Raw genomic sequence first — 15,336 nt, forward strand, 5'->3', positions numbered from 1 at the left:
TTACTCCGCCGGGGCCGCGGTTTCGAGCGCCAGGGCGTGCAGTTCGCCGCCCAGCACGTCGGCCAGGGCGCGGTTGACCATCTGGTGCTGCTTGACACGATTGAGGCCACGGAAGGCGGGGGAGACGATGCGCGCCTTGTAGTGGTCGCCGTCGCCGGCCAGATCGGTCAGCACGATTTCGGAGTCCGGAAAGGCCGCGTTGAGGCGGGCTTCGAGCACGTCGGGCGCCATGGGCATGGGACGGAGATCTCCGATCTTGGAAGGGCTAGATGCCCGATAAACCTTAAGATCGCGCATATGGCGGGCGTCGCGGCCGGAAGCAATCGCTGGAAAGTCGAGCGCAGGGCGGCGATCGCGCTTGACGATGAAGCGATTTCGCCCAACCAGTCACGCATCCGTGAATATTCCGTGAGGTGTGCGTGATGCGTTCCTTGATGTCGGCGCTCGCGGCGATGGCGCTCGGGTTGGGCGGATGCGCGATGGTGACCTCGGAGGCGCCCTGGCTGACGCCCGAGGCGGGCGGGGCGCGACTGAAGATGGGCTGGTGGATCCTCGACGAGGCCGACTGTCCCGCGCCCAGGAACGACAGGCCCTTTCGCCGTTGGCCCGCCTGTGTCCGCAGCGGGGCCGTCCTGGTCCGCGACGGGGAGATCCTCAGCCTGCAGGGCGCCGCGCCAGACGTGAGCTGGACAGCGCGGGCCCATGTCGTGGGTCTGCGCGCGCCAGTGGTCCTGCAGGTGCGGGATTCCGAAGAGGGGACCTCTTACGGCTACATGGGGCTGGAGCCGGTCGAGACGGACGCCGAAGGCCGGATGACGCGCGTGCGCGTATGGAGCGCGCTCTGCGGTGCGGACGGTTTCCGGGCGCCGTGGAGCGAGCCCACCCCGGAACAGACGGTCGAGCGGCGGCTGTGGCCGGGCCTAGCCTGGGGCGAGGGCAAGAACAGCTGCACGGCCACGAGCCTGGCGGCCCGCAGGCGAGCATCGCCGCCAGCCGGACCGAAGAGGACAACGAGAGCGGCTATCGCTGGGTGCGCGAGGCCCGGCCGGACGACTTCTCCGTTGGCGGGCGATAGGTGCTGGGCGCTCGCCGGTTGCACGGCGCGCCGGCCGATGATCAAAACGGGTGAAAGCCGCGTTGAGCGACGGCGAAGACCGTCCGCCGTCGGTAGGGAGTTCCAATGCGTTCGACGTTCGCCGCCGCCGTCCTGGCGATCCTTGTCTCCGGCCTCGCCGCCCCCGCCATGGCCGGTCCAGGCGACCTCGCCCTCGACGACGTGAAGATCCTGTCGGCCGACGCCATGCAGGGGCGCGCGCCGGGCACGCCGGGCTCGCAACTGGCGCGGACCTACATCCTCGAGCGCTTCAAGATGATCGGCCTGGCCCCCATCGGCGAGGGCTTCGAGCAGCCGTTCGGCTTCACCCGCAAGGACGGGACGGCGATCACAGGCGTCAACCTGGTGGCCCGCATCAAGGGGACGGCTCCGGACGGCAAGGCCCTGGTGGTCACCGCCCACTACGACCATGTCGGCGTGAAGAACGGCCAGATCTACAACGGCGCCGACGACAACGCCTCGGGCGTGGCGGGCCTGCTGGCCGTGGCCGAGGCGTTCAAGGAAAATCCGCCAAGGCATGACGTGCTGATCGTGGCGCTGGACGCCGAGGAGGGCGGCCTGCGCGGCGCCAAGGCCTTCGTCGCCCAGCCGCCGATCCCGCTGTCGGCGATCGGGCTGAACGTCAATTTCGACATGCTGAGCAAGAACGCCAAGGGCGAGCTCTACGCCGCCGGCGCCGCGCCGCAGCCGACCCTGAAGCCGATCCTCGACGCTGTGGCCAAGGCCGCGCCGGTCAAGCTGAAGCTCGGCCACGACACCGACGCCGACGGCAAGGAAAACAACTGGACCAGCCAGTCCGACCACGGCGCGTTCGCCGAGAAGGGCGTGCCGTGGGTCTATTTCGGGGTCGAGGACCACCCCGAATATCACCAGCCCACCGACGACTTCGAGACCATCCCGCAGCCCTTCTTCAAGGCCTCGGTGGCGACCGTGGTCCTGGCGACGCGGGCCTTCGACGACCGGCTGGGGGAGATCGCGCGATAACGAATCCCCACCCGTAAAATCGCAGCTTTCGCGGGGATTTTACGGGGAAGAGAGAGGCTTCACGTGATTGGGGTAATACTATAGGGGGGTATGCTATGGCTCACCTCTCCACCGACAACGACGCCCTGCTCAAGCGCGTCCGCCGCATCGCCGGCCAGGTCGCGGCGATCGAACGCGCGATCGCCGACGACCATGACTGCGCCAAGACCCTGCACCTGGTGGCCGCCACCCGGGGCGCCCTCAACGGCCTGCTCGACGAGATCGTCGAGGCGCACCTGCGCGAGCACGTCGCCGCGCCCGGGCTCACCGACGCCGAGCGCGAAAAGGGCGCGGCCGAGGTGATGGAGGCCTTCCGCCGCTATTCCAAATGAGTTCCGACATGACCGCCGCCGTCACCGCGCCTCCACATCCGCACGATCACGTCTTCCTCGCCGCCGACCACGACGCCAACGCCCGCCGCACGCTGTGGGTGGTGGGCCTGACCGCCGTGATGATGGTGGTCGAGATCCTGGCCGGCTGGTGGACCGGCTCGATGGCCCTGCTGGCCGACGGTTTTCACATGGCCACTCACGCCGGCGCCCTGGCCGTGGCGGCCGCCGCCTACGCCTATGCCCGCAAGCACGCCGCCAGCCGGCGCTACAGCTTCGGCACCGGCAAGGTCGGGGACCTGGCCGGCTTCGCCTCGGCCCTGGTGCTGGCGGTGATCGCCATCGGCGTGGGGGTGGAGTCGGTGCGCCGCCTGTTCGAACCGTCGTCGATCGCCTTCATGGAGGCCATCGTCATCGCGGTGGTGGGCCTCCTGGTGAACCTGGCCAGCGCGGCCCTGCTGTCGGGCGGCCATCACGGTCACCATCACCACGGCCACGATCATGACCACCATCACGGCCATGGCCACGACAACAACCTGCGCTCGGCCTACATGCACGTGCTGGCCGACGCCCTGACCTCGGTGCTGGCCATCGTCGCCCTGATCGCCGGCCGGCAGTTCGGCTGGACCTGGCTGGATCCGATCATGGGCGTGGTCGGCGCGGTGGTCATCGCCCGCTGGGCCTGGGGCCTGATGCGCGACACCGCCGCCGTCCTGCTCGACGCCACCGACGACCACGTCGCCGAGGAGATGCGCGAGCTGCTGGAAGGTCCCGGCGACGCCGAGATCCTCGACCTGCACGTCTGGAAGGTGGGCCCGCAGGCCCATGCGGCCATCGTCAGCGTCGCGGGCCTGTCGGCGCAGGCCGTGCGCGGGCGGCTGGAGCCGGTGCACGAGCTGCGCCACTTGACGGTGGAGGCGGGGTAGGTCCGGATCCTCTCCCAGAGGGGGAGGTGGCCCAGAGGGCCGGAGGGGGATAGCGCAGCGCCGGCCCCCTCAGTCGGCTTCGCCGACAGCTCCCCCAGAAGGGGAGCATCTATGCGCTACTCCGCCTCGTCGTTGGCGGCCTCGACCTCGACGCCGAACACCTCGTCGATGACCTCCATGATCTCTTCGAGATCGTCGAGCGTGACCTTGACGCGCATGGTCTGGTCGTCGTCGGCCGTGAGCGTCAGGAAGATGCCGTGCTCGGTCTCTTCCAGGATGAACTCGTCGAGATTGGCTATGACGGCCATGTTGCGCCTCCCGGTTTCACAAGGGGGAGCGGCCGGCGACGGCTTTCGTTCCGCGATCTGGCCGCCGCCGACATAGGGTTTCAGGCCACGCCGTAGCGAGGCGCGGGCCGGTCGCGCGACAGGTTGGGAGCCAGGTTCAACCGGGCCGCGTCATAGGCGGCGAAGTCGCCGGCCTCGGGCAGCGAGGGGATGGTGACCAGCTCGCCCTGGTCGAAGCCGGCCAGCGCCGCGTCTACGAGGTCGCCGACCTCCATCACCGTCGACGGATCCAGCGCGTCGACGCTGCCGCCCGAGCGGTCCCAGATCTCGGTGCGGGTGGCGCCGGGCAGCACCGCCTGCAGCTTCACCGCTTCGGGCAGCTGGCTGCGCAGGCCCTGCGTGAAGTAGGTCACATAGGCTTTGGTCGCGCCGTAGACCGGCGAGCGGAACTCGGGCAGCAGGCCCACCACCGACGAGATGTTTACGATGGCGCCGCGCCCGCGGGCGTTGAAGGCGCCGGCCGCCGCGTGGGCCAGGCGCGTCACCGAGACCACGTTCAGCTGGATCAGGTTGTCGACCTTGTCGACGTCCTGGTCGACGAAGTCGCCGCCCAACGCCGCGCCGGCGTTGTTGATCAGGATGTCTATGCCCGCATCGTCGCGCAGGCGGGCCTCGACGCGGGAGAGGTCGACGGCGTTGGTCAGGTCGGCCTGGATGACGTCGACCTTCACGCCGGTCTCGCCGCGCAGGCGTTCGGCGAGGGCGGCCAGGCGCGCCGCGTCGCGGGCCACCAGAACCAGGTCGTGGCCGCGCCTGGCCAGGCGGTCGGCATAGGTGGCGCCGATGCCGGTGGAGGCGCCCGTGACCAGGGCCGCGCCGGGAAACTGCTTCTTGCTCATGTCTCGATCCCCTCGGGATGCTGGCCGCCACGCTCGTCGCGGCGGGGTGACTTGCAGATGGCTAGTTACTTTCGAATTGCAAGTGACTGGCTTTCATTTTGCTATCGACCGCCTATCTTCATCTCATGACCACGCGCGCCTTCGATCCCGGACAGTGCCCCGTCGGCCGCACGCTCGAACGCGTCGGCGACACCTGGAGCCTGATGATCCTGCGGGACGCCCTGCAGGGGCTGTCCCGCTTCGACGAGTTCGAGAAGAGCCTCGGCGTGGCCCCCAACATCCTCACCAAGCGCCTGGCCGGACTAGTACGATCCGGCTTTCTCGAACGGCGGCCCTATCAGGAGCGGCCGGTGCGCCATGAATACGTGCCGACGGCGCGGGGGTGGGACTTCGCGCCGGTGCTGACCGCGCTGCTGGCGTTCGGCAACCGCCACTTCGCCGAAGAGGGGATCGCCGGCCAGCTGGTCGACCGGGCGACCGGCGAGGCGGCCGAGCCGATCGTGGTCGACGCCGTAAGCGGCCGTCCGATCGACGGCGAGACCTTCACCTATGCGGCCGGCCCCGTCGCCGGCGAGGTGGTGCGCAACCGCGTGGCCCTGGTCGAGGCGCGACGCGGGCGCGGCTGAAACGGCGCCTTTGGGTAATCTCTGTAGGGTTGTATGCTGCCCAGGATTGCGAAGGCCGCGCGCCTTCGCCGAGGGGACACGACCATGGACACGATCACCGCCAAGAGCGCCAACGGCGCGAGCGATCCGGGCCTCGTCTCGGCCCTGGTCGAGGATGTCGCGCTCGCGCCGCCGCCGGCCGACGAGGCCGCCGAGGAAGCCCCGGTCCTGGCCGCGGGCGCGGGCGCGACGGGGCCCGAGGTGAAGCTGAACTTCGTCAATCGGTCGAACGACGCCGGCAACGTGCATGTGCTGGTGTTCGGCCAGCCCCCTTCGCCGGAGCTCGACGGGATCGGGCAGGCCTGGCGAGTGATCGACAACTGCGGCCCCGGCTGGAGCCATCCGTTCACCTGGCCCGTCGCGGTCACCCTCGGCGTCGTCGATCCCAACGGCAATGTCTCGCCGCAACTGGACATCGCCGAGGGCCAGGTCGCGGAGGTCGTCGCCGCCCCGTCCGGCACGGTCCTGAAGATCGCCGACCAGCAGGGGCCTTCGCGCGCGATCGCCCTGATGAACCAGCTGCCCCAGGGCTTCGTCGCGGCCACCGTCTTCCGCGACGGCCAGCCCTATGCGCGGACGTCCCTCGCGCCGCACACCACCGTCACCCTGGCGTTCAAGCCGACGATCTGGATCGGCGCGGCCGCCCGGACCGAGGCGGGCGAGGCGAACGGGGGCGAGGCGGTCTCGACGCTGACCGAAATCAACCTGATGGGCATCGCCAGCGCCGACATCGTGATGACGGGCGGCGGCCAGGGGGCGGACGCCAAGCCGTTCCTCTTTACCCTGGCGAACATCGCGTACGTCTGAGGGGGAGGGGGCTTCGGAAGCCTTCCGCGCCCCGCTTTCCCGTCCAGGCAGCCAAGGTTGTCCACCGTTGCTGACCGCCTTGTCAGGCGGGCGTCAGCCTGACGACCCGATGGCGCCGCTACATCCGTCGCAACCTCTCCGGAACGACGGATTTCTCGATGATCTCGCTTGTGCGGACGGCTTTGGCGCGTCCCTACACCTTCGTCGTCATGGCCGCGATGATCCTCATCGTGGGCGTGCTGGCCATTCTGCGCACGCCCACCGACATCTTTCCGGAGATCCGCGTCCCCGTCGTGGCGGTGGCCTTCACCTATAACGGCCTGTCGCCGGAAGACATGTCGGGCCGGATCCTGACGCCTTACCAGCGAGCGCTGACCACCACGGTCAACGACATCGAGCACATCGAGGCCACGTCGCTGCAGGGCATCGGGGTGGTGAAGGTCTATTTTCAGCCCGGCGCCGACATCCGCCTGGCCAACGCCCAGATCACCGCCGTCTCCCAGACCCTGCTGCGCCAGATGCCGACCGGCACCACCCCGCCGCTGGTGCTGAACTACAACGCCTCGACCGTGCCGATCGTGCAGCTGGCGCTGTCGGGCCAGGGCATGAGCGAGCAGCAGCTGTTCGACTACGGCGTCAACTTCATCCGCACGCGGCTGGTCACCGTGCCCGGCGCGGCCGTGCCGTTCCCGTTCGGCGGCAAGACCCGCCAGATCCAGGTCGACATCGATCCGCAGGCCCTGCTGTCCAAGGGGCTGTCGGCCACCGACGTCGGCGCGGCCATCGCCGCCCAGACCCAGATCACTCCCGCCGGCTTCGTCAAGATCGGCGAGTTCCAGTATTCCCTGCGGCTCAACAACGCCCCCGGCTCGGTCGGCGAGCTGAACGCCCTGCCGGTGCGCACGGTCAACGGCGCGACCATCCGCCTGGGCGACGTCGCCCACGTGCGCGACGGCTCGGCCCCGCAGCAGAACGTCGTCCACGTCGACGGCCAGCGCTCGGTGCTGATGACGGTGCTGAAGTCGGGCGCGACCTCGACCATCGCCATCGTCGACGGCATCAAGGGGGCGCTGCCCGAACTGAAGGCCCAGCTGCCGGCCGAGCTGTCGATCACCCCGCTGAACGACCAGTCGACCTTCGTGAAGGCGGCCGTCGAGGGCGTGGTCCACGAGGGCGCGCTGGCCGCGGTGCTGACCTCGCTGATGATCCTGCTGTTCCTGGGCAGCTGGCGCTCGACGGTGATCATCGCCGTATCGATCCCGCTGGCCGTGCTGGCGGCGGTGGCGGCCCTGGCCGCCTTCGGCCAGACCCTCAACGTCATGACCCTGGGCGGTCTGGCCCTGGCCGTCGGCATCCTGGTCGACGACGCCACGGTGACCATCGAGAACATCAACTGGCACCTGGAGCACGGCAAGGACGTGAAGACCGCGATCCTCGACGGCGCGGCCCAGATCGTCACCCCGGCCTTCGTCTCCCTGCTCTGCATCTGCATCGTCTTCGTGCCGATGTTCTTCCTGCCGGGCGTGTCGGGCTTCCTGTTCGTGCCGATGGCGATGTCGGTCGTCTTCGCGATGATCGCCTCGTTCCTGCTGTCGCGGACCCTGGTGCCGACCATGGCGGCCTTCCTGCTGAAGCCGCACGCGCCGCACGATCAGGAGGCGCCGTCCAAGAACCGCCTGGTGCGCTTCCAGCGCGGCTTCGAGCGGGTGTTCGCCAAGGTGCGCGACGCCTATGCCGGCCTGCTGGGCTTTGCCTTGGGCGCGCGCGGCAAGTTCGTCGCCGGCTTCCTGGCCTTCGCGGTGCTGAGTCTGGCGCTGGTTCCGTTCCTGGGCCGCAACTTCTTCCCGGCCGTGGACTCCGGCTCGATCGCCATGCACGTCCGCGCGCCCTCCGGTTATCGCGTCGAGGAGTCGGCGGCCCTGTTCGACCGCATCCAGCGCCAGGTGCGCACGGTGATCCCCAGCGCCGAGATCGACACCATCGTCGACAACATCGGCCTCTCCACCAGCGGCATCAACGTCGCCTACAACGCCTCGGGCACCATCGGCCCGATGGACGGCGACATCCTGATCAGCCTGAAGAAGGGCCACAAGCCGACCGACGACTACGTGAGGGCGCTGCGCCGGGAACTGCCCAAGGCCTTCCCGAACGCGACCTTCTCGTTCCTGCCGGCCGACGTCACCAGCCAGATCCTCAACTTCGGCAGCCCCGCGCCGATCGACATCCAGGTGGCCGGCGGCGATGCGGCGACCAACCAGGCCTACGCCCAGAAGATCCTGCGGGCCATTCGCGGCGTCGAGGGCATCGCCGACGTGCGCATCCAGCAGCCCACCGGCTCGCCGCAGCTGCGCTTCGACGCCGACCGCACCCGTATCCACGCTCTGGGCCTGGACGAGCGCGACGTCACCGCCAGCCTGGCCGGCGCCGTGGCCGGCAGCGGCCAGACTGCGCCGGTGTTCTGGCTGAACCCGCAGAACGGGGTGTCCTATCCGATCGTCGCCCAGACGCCGGAGTACCTGATCGACAGCTTCGAGAAGCTGGGCGCCATCCCGGTCACCGGCAGCCGTGTGCCCAACGAGGCGCCGCAGGTGCTGGGCGGCCTGGGCGCGTTGAGCCGAGGCGCGACCCCGGCGGTGGTCTCGCAATACAACATCCAGCCGATGGTCAACGTCTATGCGGCGACGCAAGGCCGCGACCTCGGCGGCGTGGCGGCCGACGTCCAGAAGGTTCTCAAGAGCCTGGAGAAGGACAAGCCGGCCAAGGTGCGCGTCACCCTGCGCGGCCAGTACCAGACCATGAACACCGCCTTCTCCGGCATGGGCTGGGGCCTGCTCGGCGCGGTGGTGATGATCTACCTGCTGATCGTCATCAACTTCCAGTCCTGGCTGGACCCGTTCGTGATCATCTCGGCCCTGCCGGCTGCTCTGGCGGGCATCGCCTGGATGCTGTTCGCCACCGGCACGCCGCTGTCGGTGCCGGCCCTGACCGGCGCGATCATGTGCATGGGCGTGGCCACGGCCAACTCGATCCTGGTGGTCAGCTTCGCCCGAGAGCGGCTGGCGGCCACCGGCGACGCGGTGCAGGCCGCCTTCGAGGCCGGGGTCACCCGCTTCCGCCCGGTGCTGATGACGGCCCTGGCTATGGTCATCGGCATGGGCCCCATGGCCCTGGCCTTGGGCGAAGGCGCCGAGCAGAACGCGCCGCTGGGCCGCGCCGTCATCGGCGGCCTGATCTTCGCCACCTGCGCCTCGCTGCTGTTCGTCCCGACCATCTTCGCCATCGTCCACGGCCGCCGTCCGCGCGCCGAGACCCCGTCCACCGAAGGACACGTCCATGCCTGACACCCTGCCCAAGACCGATCCGCGTCGGCTGCGCCGCCTGGCGCTGGTCGGCGCCGCGGGTTTCGCCCTGATCCTGGCGACGGGGGCGGCCGCCCGCTTCATGGCCGGCAAGGACCTGGCCAGCGCCAGCCAGGACGCCGGCGTGGTCACCGTCAGCGTCGTGCGGCCCACCGCCGGCGAGGACGGCGCGCTGGTGCTGCCCGGCCGTCTGCAGGCCTGGAACCAGGCGCCGGTCTACGCCCGTACCGACGGCTATCTGCGCCGCTGGTACGTCGACATCGGCCAGCCGGTGAAGGCCGGCCAGGTGCTGGCCGAGATCGACGCGCCCGAAGTCGACCAGCAACTGGTCGCCGCCCGCGCCGCCCTGGCCACCGCATCGGCCCAGCGCGACCTGGCCGCCGTCGGCGCCGCGCGCTGGAAGCGGCTGGTGGGCGAGAACGCGGTCTCCCAGCAGGAGGCCGACGAGAAGCAGGGGGATCTCGCCGCCCGCGAGGCCATGCGCAACGAGGCCGCCGCCAATGTGCGCCGGCTGGAGAGCCTGGCCGCCTTCAAGCGCATCGTCGCGCCGTTCGACGGCGTGGTGACCAGCCGCGACACCGACCTGGGCGCCCTGATCAGCGCCGGCGGCGGCGCGCCGTCGCCGCTGTTCACTGTGTCGGACACCCGTCGCCTGCGCCTCTATGTCAGCGTGCCCCAGAGCATGGCCGGCTCGATCCGCCCGGGCATGACCGCCAGCTTCTCGAGCCCCGACCTGCCGGGCCAGTCGTTCCAGGCGCATCTGGTGCGCGCCGCCGACGCCGTCGACGCCCAGTCGGGCGCCATGCTGGTCCAACTGGAGGTCGACAACGCCGCCGGCCGGCTGAAGCCCGGCGCCTACGCCCAGGTCAGCCTCGACCTCGGCAAGGGCGATACGGCCGCGTCCGCGACCCTGCGCGTGCCGGCCAACACCCTGCTGTTCCGCAAGGAGGGCACGGCCATCGCCGTGGTCGACAGCAACGGCAAGGTCCATATCCGCAAGGTCGCGATCGCCAAGGACCACGGTTCGGAACTTGAACTGGCCGGCGGCCTGACCGCCAGCGACTGGGTGGTCAGCAGCCCGCCCGACGCCATCGCCGACGGCGACACGGTGCGCGCCATCCAGCCCAAGCCCGCGCCCGCCAAGACGGCGCAAGCCAACGGAGGCGCCGGTGCGCACGGCTGACGTTGTCTTGCCCCTGGCGCTGCTGGGCCTGGCGGCCTGCAGCACCGCGCCGGCCTATGCGCCGCCGACGGTTTCGACCCCGGCCGCTTTCCGTGACACGGGGCCCTGGACGCCGGCGAGCACGACCGAGGCCGTTTCAACCGGCGACTGGTGGGCGGTGTTCGCCGACCCGACCCTGGCAGGACTGGAGCAGCGGCTGGCCGACGGCAACGCCAGTCTCGCCCAGGCCCTGGCGCGCTACGACCAGGCCCGGGCCCTGGCCCGCCAGGCGCGCACGGACCTCTATCCGACGGTCGGGGTCGACGCCGGCGCGGCCCGTCAGCGCACGATCTCGTCGGGCCGCACCGACCCTGTCGGGATCAGCGCCTCGGCCGCCTACGAGCTCGATCTCTGGGGCCGGGTCCGCAGTCAGGTCGAGGCCGGCCGCGCCGACGCGCAGGCCAGCGCCGCCGACCTGGCCGCCGTGCGGCTGAGCCTGCAGGCGCAGCTGGCCGACGCCTATTTCCAGCTGCGCGGGGCCGACGCCCAGATCGCGGTGCTGGCTTCCACCGCCGACGCCTATCGCCAGGCGCTGGACCTGACCCGGCGTCGCCAGGTCGGCGGCGCTTCCAGCGCGCTCGACACCGGCCGCGCCGAGACCCAGCTGGCCACCGCCCTGGCCCAGCAGGAACAGGCCAAGGCCGATCGCGCCCTGCTGGAGCATGCCCTGGCGGTGCTGGTGGGCGAACCGGCCTCCAGCTTCTCGCTGGCCTCGGTCGAAGGGTTGTCGGACGCGCCGCGCACGCCGGTCAGCACCCCGTCGCTCGTCTTGCAGCGCCGGCCCGACATCGCCGCGGCTGAGCGCCGGGTGGCCGCCGCCAACGCCCGCATCGGCGTGGCCCGCGCCGCCTGGTTCCCGACCGTGACCCTGGCCGCCAGCGGCGGCTGGCAGTCGACGGGCGGCGAGCTTTTGACCACGGCCAACCGCGTCTGGGCCCTGGGTCCGGCGGCCGCGGCCCTGCCGTTGCTGGACGGCGGCGCCCGCAAGGCCGAGGTCGCCCGCACGCGCGCCGTGTTCGACGAGGCGGCCGGCGGCTATCGCCAGACGGTGCTGGACGCCTTCCGCGAGGTCGAGGACCAGATGGCGCTGGCCAACCGCCTCGCCGCCGCCCAGGACCGCCAGGACGAGGCCGTCGACGCGGCCGCCCGCACCGCGGCCCTGGCCACGACCCGCTATCGCGAAGGCGCGGCCAGCTATCTCGACGTGGTCACCGCCCAGACCGCCGAACTGGACGCCCGCCGTTCGGCCCTCGACCTGCGCACCCGTCGCCTGGCGGCGAGCGTCGACCTGATCCGCGCGCTCGGCGGCGGCTGGACGGGCGGGGAGGGCGCTTAGGGTCAGTACCCCAATTGTTTAGCGGCAAGACGCTTTGAAGTTCGAAGCTTCCAACGGTCGTCATCCCGGCCGGGATGACGACCTTTATGGAGCCTAGGCAATCGAGTCTCGATCCTAAGGCTTCGCCGCCGCGGGCGGCTGGGGCTTGGGATACCAGAGCGCGTTGACGATCACCCAGCGCTCGCCGAACCGGCCGAGGTTCAGGTGGTCGACGAACCACGGCGTCTCCACCCGCGCCACCGCCACGTTGCCGGCGACGTCGAGCACCCGCACCGTGCGGTCCCACTGATCGCGCGGGGTCTTTAGGGCGCCCTGCCTCGTCAGGCCCACGAGTTCGTCGCGGTTCATGCGCCGCAGGGCGAGGGTCTCGTCGGGATCCGGCCGCGACCGGATGGCGCGCTTGGCCAGATCGGGGTGGAGCGAGCGGGTGACACGCGCGACGTCGCCTTCCAGTTGGCCGTCGACATAGTCGTAGGCCACAGCCTCGACCGCCTTCACGGCGGCCGCATCCAGCGCCGCCTGTGCGGCAGGCGCCGGCTGGGCCTGGGCGGCGGGCGGCGTGGCCGCAGCTTCGAGGGCTATGACGGCGAGCAGGGCGGCGATCATGGGCGTCTCCGAATTGCGGATGAAAGGTGCGTCACTCGACCGGGCGGGTCCAGACGAGGGCGGCGAGGTTCTTGGCCTTCAGGTCGATCTCTTCGCCCTCGGGCGTGCCGTACTGGAAGCCTTCCAGGCAGGTCGGAAAGCCGTCTTCCAGCCAGAGGATGAAGCCCATCAGCAGGGTCTTGCCGTCGACCGCGATCTCGGCGGTCGGCCCGTCGAGCGTGCGCGTGGGCCAGACGACGGGCGGCTGGTTCCTGTCGATGTCGAAGCAGGTGTAGAAGCCGTGCCCGGTGTTCTCGCGTTCGGGCAGCCGCATGGTCGCCAGCAGCGAGCGCAGCTGTCGCGCGATGGCCGGCCGGCCGTCGCAGATCGCGCCCAGCGCGGCCTTTTCAAGATCCGTGAAACCCGACATGCGCCCCCCTGGGGGCGAACCTTAGCGCCAAGGTTGCGGGTCGCCTATGGGGGCTCGTTGGGCTCAGGCCCCGGCGGGTTCGATCCGGCGGGCGGAGGGCTCCTGCGGTTCGCCGGTCGAGACCGCGCCGCCGGGCAGGACGAAGCCGATCAGCACCTCGCCGGCCTCGCAGCGGGCGAACACCGAGCCGCCGTGCATGGTGACGATGGCTTTCACCACGGCCAGGCCCAGGCCGTGGACGTCGTGGCTGTGCTCACGGGCGCGGTCGAGGCGATAGAAGCGGTCGAACAGCCGCGCCAGATGCGCCTCGGGTATGGGGCCGCCGCGATTGCGCACGCCCAGGCAGACCTTGCCGTCCTGCGGTTCGATGGTCACGCGAACGGTCTTGCAGTCCACCCCGTGACGGATGGCGTTGTCGAGCAGGTTGGTCACCGCCCGCCCCAGCAGCGAGGCGTCGGCCGCCACCATGCCGTCGCCGACCACTTCCAGCCGCACGCCGGCGTCCTCGAACAACACGTCCAGGAAGTCGGCGGTCTTGTGGGTCAAGCCGGCCAGCGACACGGGTTCCAGGTTGGCGGCCAACGCGCCCTGATCGGCGCGGGCCATGAACAGCATGTCGTTGATGATACAGCGCAGGCGGTCCAGCTCTTCGAGGTTGGAGTGCAGCACTTCCTCCAGCTCGCCGGCCTCGCGCGGGCGGGAGAGGGCCACCTGGGTCTGGCCGATCAGGTTGCCCAGCGGCGTGCGCAGTTCGTGGGCGACGTCGGCGTTGAACGAGGCCAGGCGTTCATAGGCGTCCTGCAGGCGGTCCAGCGCGCCGTTGAAGGCGGTCATCAGGCCCACCAGCTCGGTCGGCAGGTTCTGGGTCGGCATCCGCAGGCCAAGGTCGTTGGGGTTCAGCGCCCGGGCTCGCTGCGACAGCCGGTCGACGGGGGCCAGGCCCTTGCGGGCGACCCACCAGCCCAGCAGGCTGACCAGCGCGATCGTCACCAGCGACACGGCCAGCACGCCCACGCCCAGCACGCGGCGCGAAGCGTCGAACGGCGCGGTGTCGGCGGCGATCACCAGCCGCACCTCCGGCCGCTCCAGATAGGGCGGCACGCGGCGGGTCAGGGTCATGTAGCGCTTGCCGTCGAAATGGATCAGGTCGACGCCGTCGCGCGCCCGGGCCAGGGCGTCGTCGGGGGCGAAGCGGAAGCGGGCGTCGGGACAGTCGACCCGGTAGCGGACGCCGCCATTGGCCGGGGTGAACGACTCCAGCTTGTCGCCCAGCATTGGCCAGCGCTTGGGATCGCCGGCGTGACGGATCATCGCGTCGATGATCTCCATGCGGGCGTTCAGCTCCTCGGCCTGGTGGCGGCGCAGCTCGAGGCTCTGGAAGCCGAAGATCGCCACGCCGGCCAGCACCGACACCAGGGTGGTGGCGATCGCGAACATCAGGGCCAGTCGCCCGGCGATCGACTGAGGCCCGATGGCCTTAGGGGCGATGGAGGCGGGGGTCATTCGGGGCTTCCGTCGGGACGGTATTCGAGCACGTAGCCCATGCCGCGCACGGTGTGCAGCAGCTTGGTCTCGAACATTCCGTCGATCTTGGCCCGCAGGCGCTTGATGGCCACCTCGACCACGTTGGTGTTGGTGTCGAAATTGATGTCCCAGACCAGCTCGGTGATGATCGTCTTGGAGACGATCTGCGACTGGCGACGGCCCAGAACGGCCAGCAGGGCGAACTCCTTGGCCGTCAGGTTCAGGCGGCGGCCGGCGCGGGTGGCGCGGCGGGCCAGCAGGTCCAGGTGCAGGTCGCCGACGGTGATGGTGGTGGCCTCGCCGCGGCCGCGCCGGGTGATGGCCTGCAGGCGGGCCAGCAACTCCAGGAACGAGAACGGCTTGACCAGGTAGTCGTCGGCTCCGGCGCCCAGGCCGCGCAGGCGGTCGTCGACGCTGTCGCGGGCGGTCAGCATGATTACCGGCGTCTGGCGGGTCTGGCGCAGGCGCTCCAGCATGGCCACGCCGTCCAGGCCCGGCAGCATGCCGTCCAGCACGATGGCGTCGTAGTCGAGGGTCTGGGCCAGGTGCAGGCCGTCCTCGCCGTCGCCGACGAAGTCGACGGAGTAGCCCTGCTCCGTCAGCCCCTTGCGCAGATAGGCGACGGTCTTGGGTTCGTCCTCGACGATCAGGATCTTCATGATGGCGGCGGCCCGGCGGCGCGGTGTTCGTGCGGCGGAGGCGCAAGGCCTCCTCGAACAGCTTTGATACAGCGTCCTCGCGCCGACCGCCACGGCTGGGGCGGGAAGGGGGCTCGGTGGCGGCCGGGCGAGAACTGCAGCCTAGGTGCCAGAGCGCTCCGGTCGCCAGGC

16 protein-coding genes are annotated in these 15,336 nt (G+C 70.4%); 9 read left to right on the plus strand and 7 right to left on the minus strand.

Annotated features, from left to right (window positions below):
• Positions 1–237 (minus strand): BolA family transcriptional regulator, encoded by a 237-nt coding sequence (locus ACODR1_RS09665; RefSeq protein ID WP_058350024.1) that lies wholly within the window; start codon positions 235–237, stop codon positions 1–3.
• Between the two features lie 673 nt (positions 238–910).
• Between ACODR1_RS09665 and ACODR1_RS09670 the strand changes: the two genes are divergently transcribed.
• The 4 genes from ACODR1_RS09670 to dmeF all read left to right on the plus strand — a co-directional run bounded on the left by ACODR1_RS09670 (position 911) and on the right by dmeF (position 3,392).
• A complete protein-coding gene (locus ACODR1_RS09670) occupies positions 911–1,075 on the plus strand; it encodes a hypothetical protein (protein WP_488880261.1) in 165 nt (54 codons plus the stop codon).
• A gap of 105 nt (positions 1,076–1,180) precedes the next feature.
• A complete protein-coding gene (locus ACODR1_RS09675) occupies positions 1,181–2,098 on the plus strand; it encodes a M20/M25/M40 family metallo-hydrolase (protein ID WP_488880262.1) in 918 nt (305 codons plus the stop codon).
• A 95-nt stretch (positions 2,099–2,193) separates the two neighbouring features.
• Positions 2,194–2,469: a metal/formaldehyde-sensitive transcriptional repressor gene (locus ACODR1_RS09680; RefSeq protein WP_488880263.1), complete on the plus strand. Its 276-nt coding sequence runs from the start codon at positions 2,194–2,196 to the stop codon at positions 2,467–2,469.
• 8 nt (positions 2,470–2,477) lie between these two features.
• Positions 2,478–3,392, plus strand: coding sequence for a CDF family Co(II)/Ni(II) efflux transporter DmeF (gene dmeF / locus ACODR1_RS09685; protein WP_488880264.1), 915 nt, complete (start codon positions 2,478–2,480; stop codon positions 3,390–3,392).
• Positions 3,393–3,508: 116 nt separating this feature from the next.
• On the opposite strand, the gene ACODR1_RS09690 is transcribed toward dmeF, so the two are convergent.
• Positions 3,509–3,700: a hypothetical protein gene (locus ACODR1_RS09690; protein ID WP_165256608.1), complete on the minus strand. Its 192-nt coding sequence runs from the start codon at positions 3,698–3,700 to the stop codon at positions 3,509–3,511.
• A gap of 80 nt (positions 3,701–3,780) precedes the next feature.
• A complete protein-coding gene (locus ACODR1_RS09695; protein ID WP_488880265.1) occupies positions 3,781–4,578 on the minus strand; it encodes an SDR family NAD(P)-dependent oxidoreductase in 798 nt (265 codons plus the stop codon).
• A gap of 125 nt (positions 4,579–4,703) precedes the next feature.
• Between ACODR1_RS09695 and ACODR1_RS09700 the strand changes: the two genes are divergently transcribed.
• The 5 genes from ACODR1_RS09700 (at position 4,704) to ACODR1_RS09720 (ending at position 11,967) form a co-directional block, all read left to right on the plus strand.
• Positions 4,704–5,204, plus strand: coding sequence for a winged helix-turn-helix transcriptional regulator (locus tag ACODR1_RS09700; RefSeq protein WP_488880266.1), 501 nt, complete (start codon positions 4,704–4,706; stop codon positions 5,202–5,204).
• Positions 5,205–5,288: 84 nt separating this feature from the next.
• Positions 5,289–6,050: a hypothetical protein gene (locus ACODR1_RS09705; RefSeq protein ID WP_488880267.1), complete on the plus strand. Its 762-nt coding sequence runs from the start codon at positions 5,289–5,291 to the stop codon at positions 6,048–6,050.
• A gap of 158 nt (positions 6,051–6,208) precedes the next feature.
• Positions 6,209–9,391 carry an efflux RND transporter permease subunit gene (locus tag ACODR1_RS09710; RefSeq protein ID WP_488880268.1) on the plus strand — a complete coding sequence of 1,061 codons (3,183 nt, stop codon included), beginning with the start codon at positions 6,209–6,211 and terminating at the stop codon, positions 9,389–9,391.
• Positions 9,384–10,592: an efflux RND transporter periplasmic adaptor subunit gene (locus tag ACODR1_RS09715; protein WP_488880269.1), complete on the plus strand. Its 1,209-nt coding sequence runs from the start codon at positions 9,384–9,386 to the stop codon at positions 10,590–10,592. The genes ACODR1_RS09710 and ACODR1_RS09715 overlap by 8 nt, the downstream gene beginning before the upstream one ends.
• Positions 10,579–11,967: an efflux transporter outer membrane subunit gene (locus ACODR1_RS09720; RefSeq protein ID WP_488880270.1), complete on the plus strand. Its 1,389-nt coding sequence runs from the start codon at positions 10,579–10,581 to the stop codon at positions 11,965–11,967. The genes ACODR1_RS09715 and ACODR1_RS09720 overlap by 14 nt, the downstream gene beginning before the upstream one ends.
• Before the next feature lie 114 nt (positions 11,968–12,081).
• On the opposite strand, the gene ACODR1_RS09725 is transcribed toward ACODR1_RS09720, so the two are convergent.
• From ACODR1_RS09725 to ACODR1_RS09740, 4 genes are all read right to left on the minus strand, one after another.
• Positions 12,082–12,573 (minus strand): nuclear transport factor 2 family protein, encoded by a 492-nt coding sequence (locus tag ACODR1_RS09725; protein ID WP_488880271.1) that lies wholly within the window; start codon positions 12,571–12,573, stop codon positions 12,082–12,084.
• Between the two features lie 31 nt (positions 12,574–12,604).
• A complete protein-coding gene (locus ACODR1_RS09730) occupies positions 12,605–12,982 on the minus strand; it encodes a hypothetical protein (RefSeq protein WP_488880272.1) in 378 nt (125 codons plus the stop codon).
• Positions 12,983–13,045: 63 nt separating this feature from the next.
• Positions 13,046–14,485: a heavy metal sensor histidine kinase gene (locus ACODR1_RS09735; protein WP_488880273.1), complete on the minus strand. Its 1,440-nt coding sequence runs from the start codon at positions 14,483–14,485 to the stop codon at positions 13,046–13,048.
• On the minus strand, positions 14,482–15,165 hold the full coding sequence (locus ACODR1_RS09740; protein ID WP_488880274.1) for a heavy metal response regulator transcription factor: 684 nt from the start codon (positions 15,163–15,165) through the stop codon (positions 14,482–14,484). The genes ACODR1_RS09735 and ACODR1_RS09740 overlap by 4 nt, the downstream gene beginning before the upstream one ends.
• Between the last annotated feature and the right edge of the window lie 171 nt (positions 15,166–15,336).

Source organism: Caulobacter sp. FG7 (assembly GCF_057808875.1).

Excerpts from the sequence above, each read along its gene's own strand:
- ACODR1_RS09705 (WP_488880267.1), top strand. The coding sequence starts at position 5,289 with ATGGACACGATCACCGCCAAGAGCGCCAACGGCGCGAGCGATCCGGGC.
- ACODR1_RS09730 (WP_488880272.1), bottom strand. The coding sequence starts at position 12,982 with ATGTCGGGTTTCACGGATCTTGAAAAGGCCGCGCTGGGCGCGATCTGC.
- ACODR1_RS09665 (WP_058350024.1), bottom strand. The coding sequence starts at position 237 with ATGCCCATGGCGCCCGACGTGCTCGAAGCCCGCCTCAACGCGGCCTTT.
- ACODR1_RS09700 (WP_488880266.1), top strand. The coding sequence starts at position 4,704 with ATGACCACGCGCGCCTTCGATCCCGGACAGTGCCCCGTCGGCCGCACG.
- ACODR1_RS09690 (WP_165256608.1), bottom strand. The coding sequence starts at position 3,700 with ATGGCCGTCATAGCCAATCTCGACGAGTTCATCCTGGAAGAGACCGAG.
- ACODR1_RS09675 (WP_488880262.1), top strand. The coding sequence starts at position 1,181 with ATGCGTTCGACGTTCGCCGCCGCCGTCCTGGCGATCCTTGTCTCCGGC.
- ACODR1_RS09680 (WP_488880263.1), top strand. The coding sequence starts at position 2,194 with ATGGCTCACCTCTCCACCGACAACGACGCCCTGCTCAAGCGCGTCCGC.
- dmeF (WP_488880264.1), top strand. The coding sequence starts at position 2,478 with ATGACCGCCGCCGTCACCGCGCCTCCACATCCGCACGATCACGTCTTC.
- ACODR1_RS09715 (WP_488880269.1), top strand. The coding sequence starts at position 9,384 with ATGCCTGACACCCTGCCCAAGACCGATCCGCGTCGGCTGCGCCGCCTG.
- ACODR1_RS09725 (WP_488880271.1), bottom strand. The coding sequence starts at position 12,573 with ATGATCGCCGCCCTGCTCGCCGTCATAGCCCTCGAAGCTGCGGCCACG.
- ACODR1_RS09735 (WP_488880273.1), bottom strand. The coding sequence starts at position 14,485 with ATGACCCCCGCCTCCATCGCCCCTAAGGCCATCGGGCCTCAGTCGATC.
- ACODR1_RS09740 (WP_488880274.1), bottom strand. The coding sequence starts at position 15,165 with ATGAAGATCCTGATCGTCGAGGACGAACCCAAGACCGTCGCCTATCTG.
- ACODR1_RS09695 (WP_488880265.1), bottom strand. The coding sequence starts at position 4,578 with ATGAGCAAGAAGCAGTTTCCCGGCGCGGCCCTGGTCACGGGCGCCTCC.
- ACODR1_RS09710 (WP_488880268.1), top strand. The coding sequence starts at position 6,209 with ATGATCTCGCTTGTGCGGACGGCTTTGGCGCGTCCCTACACCTTCGTC.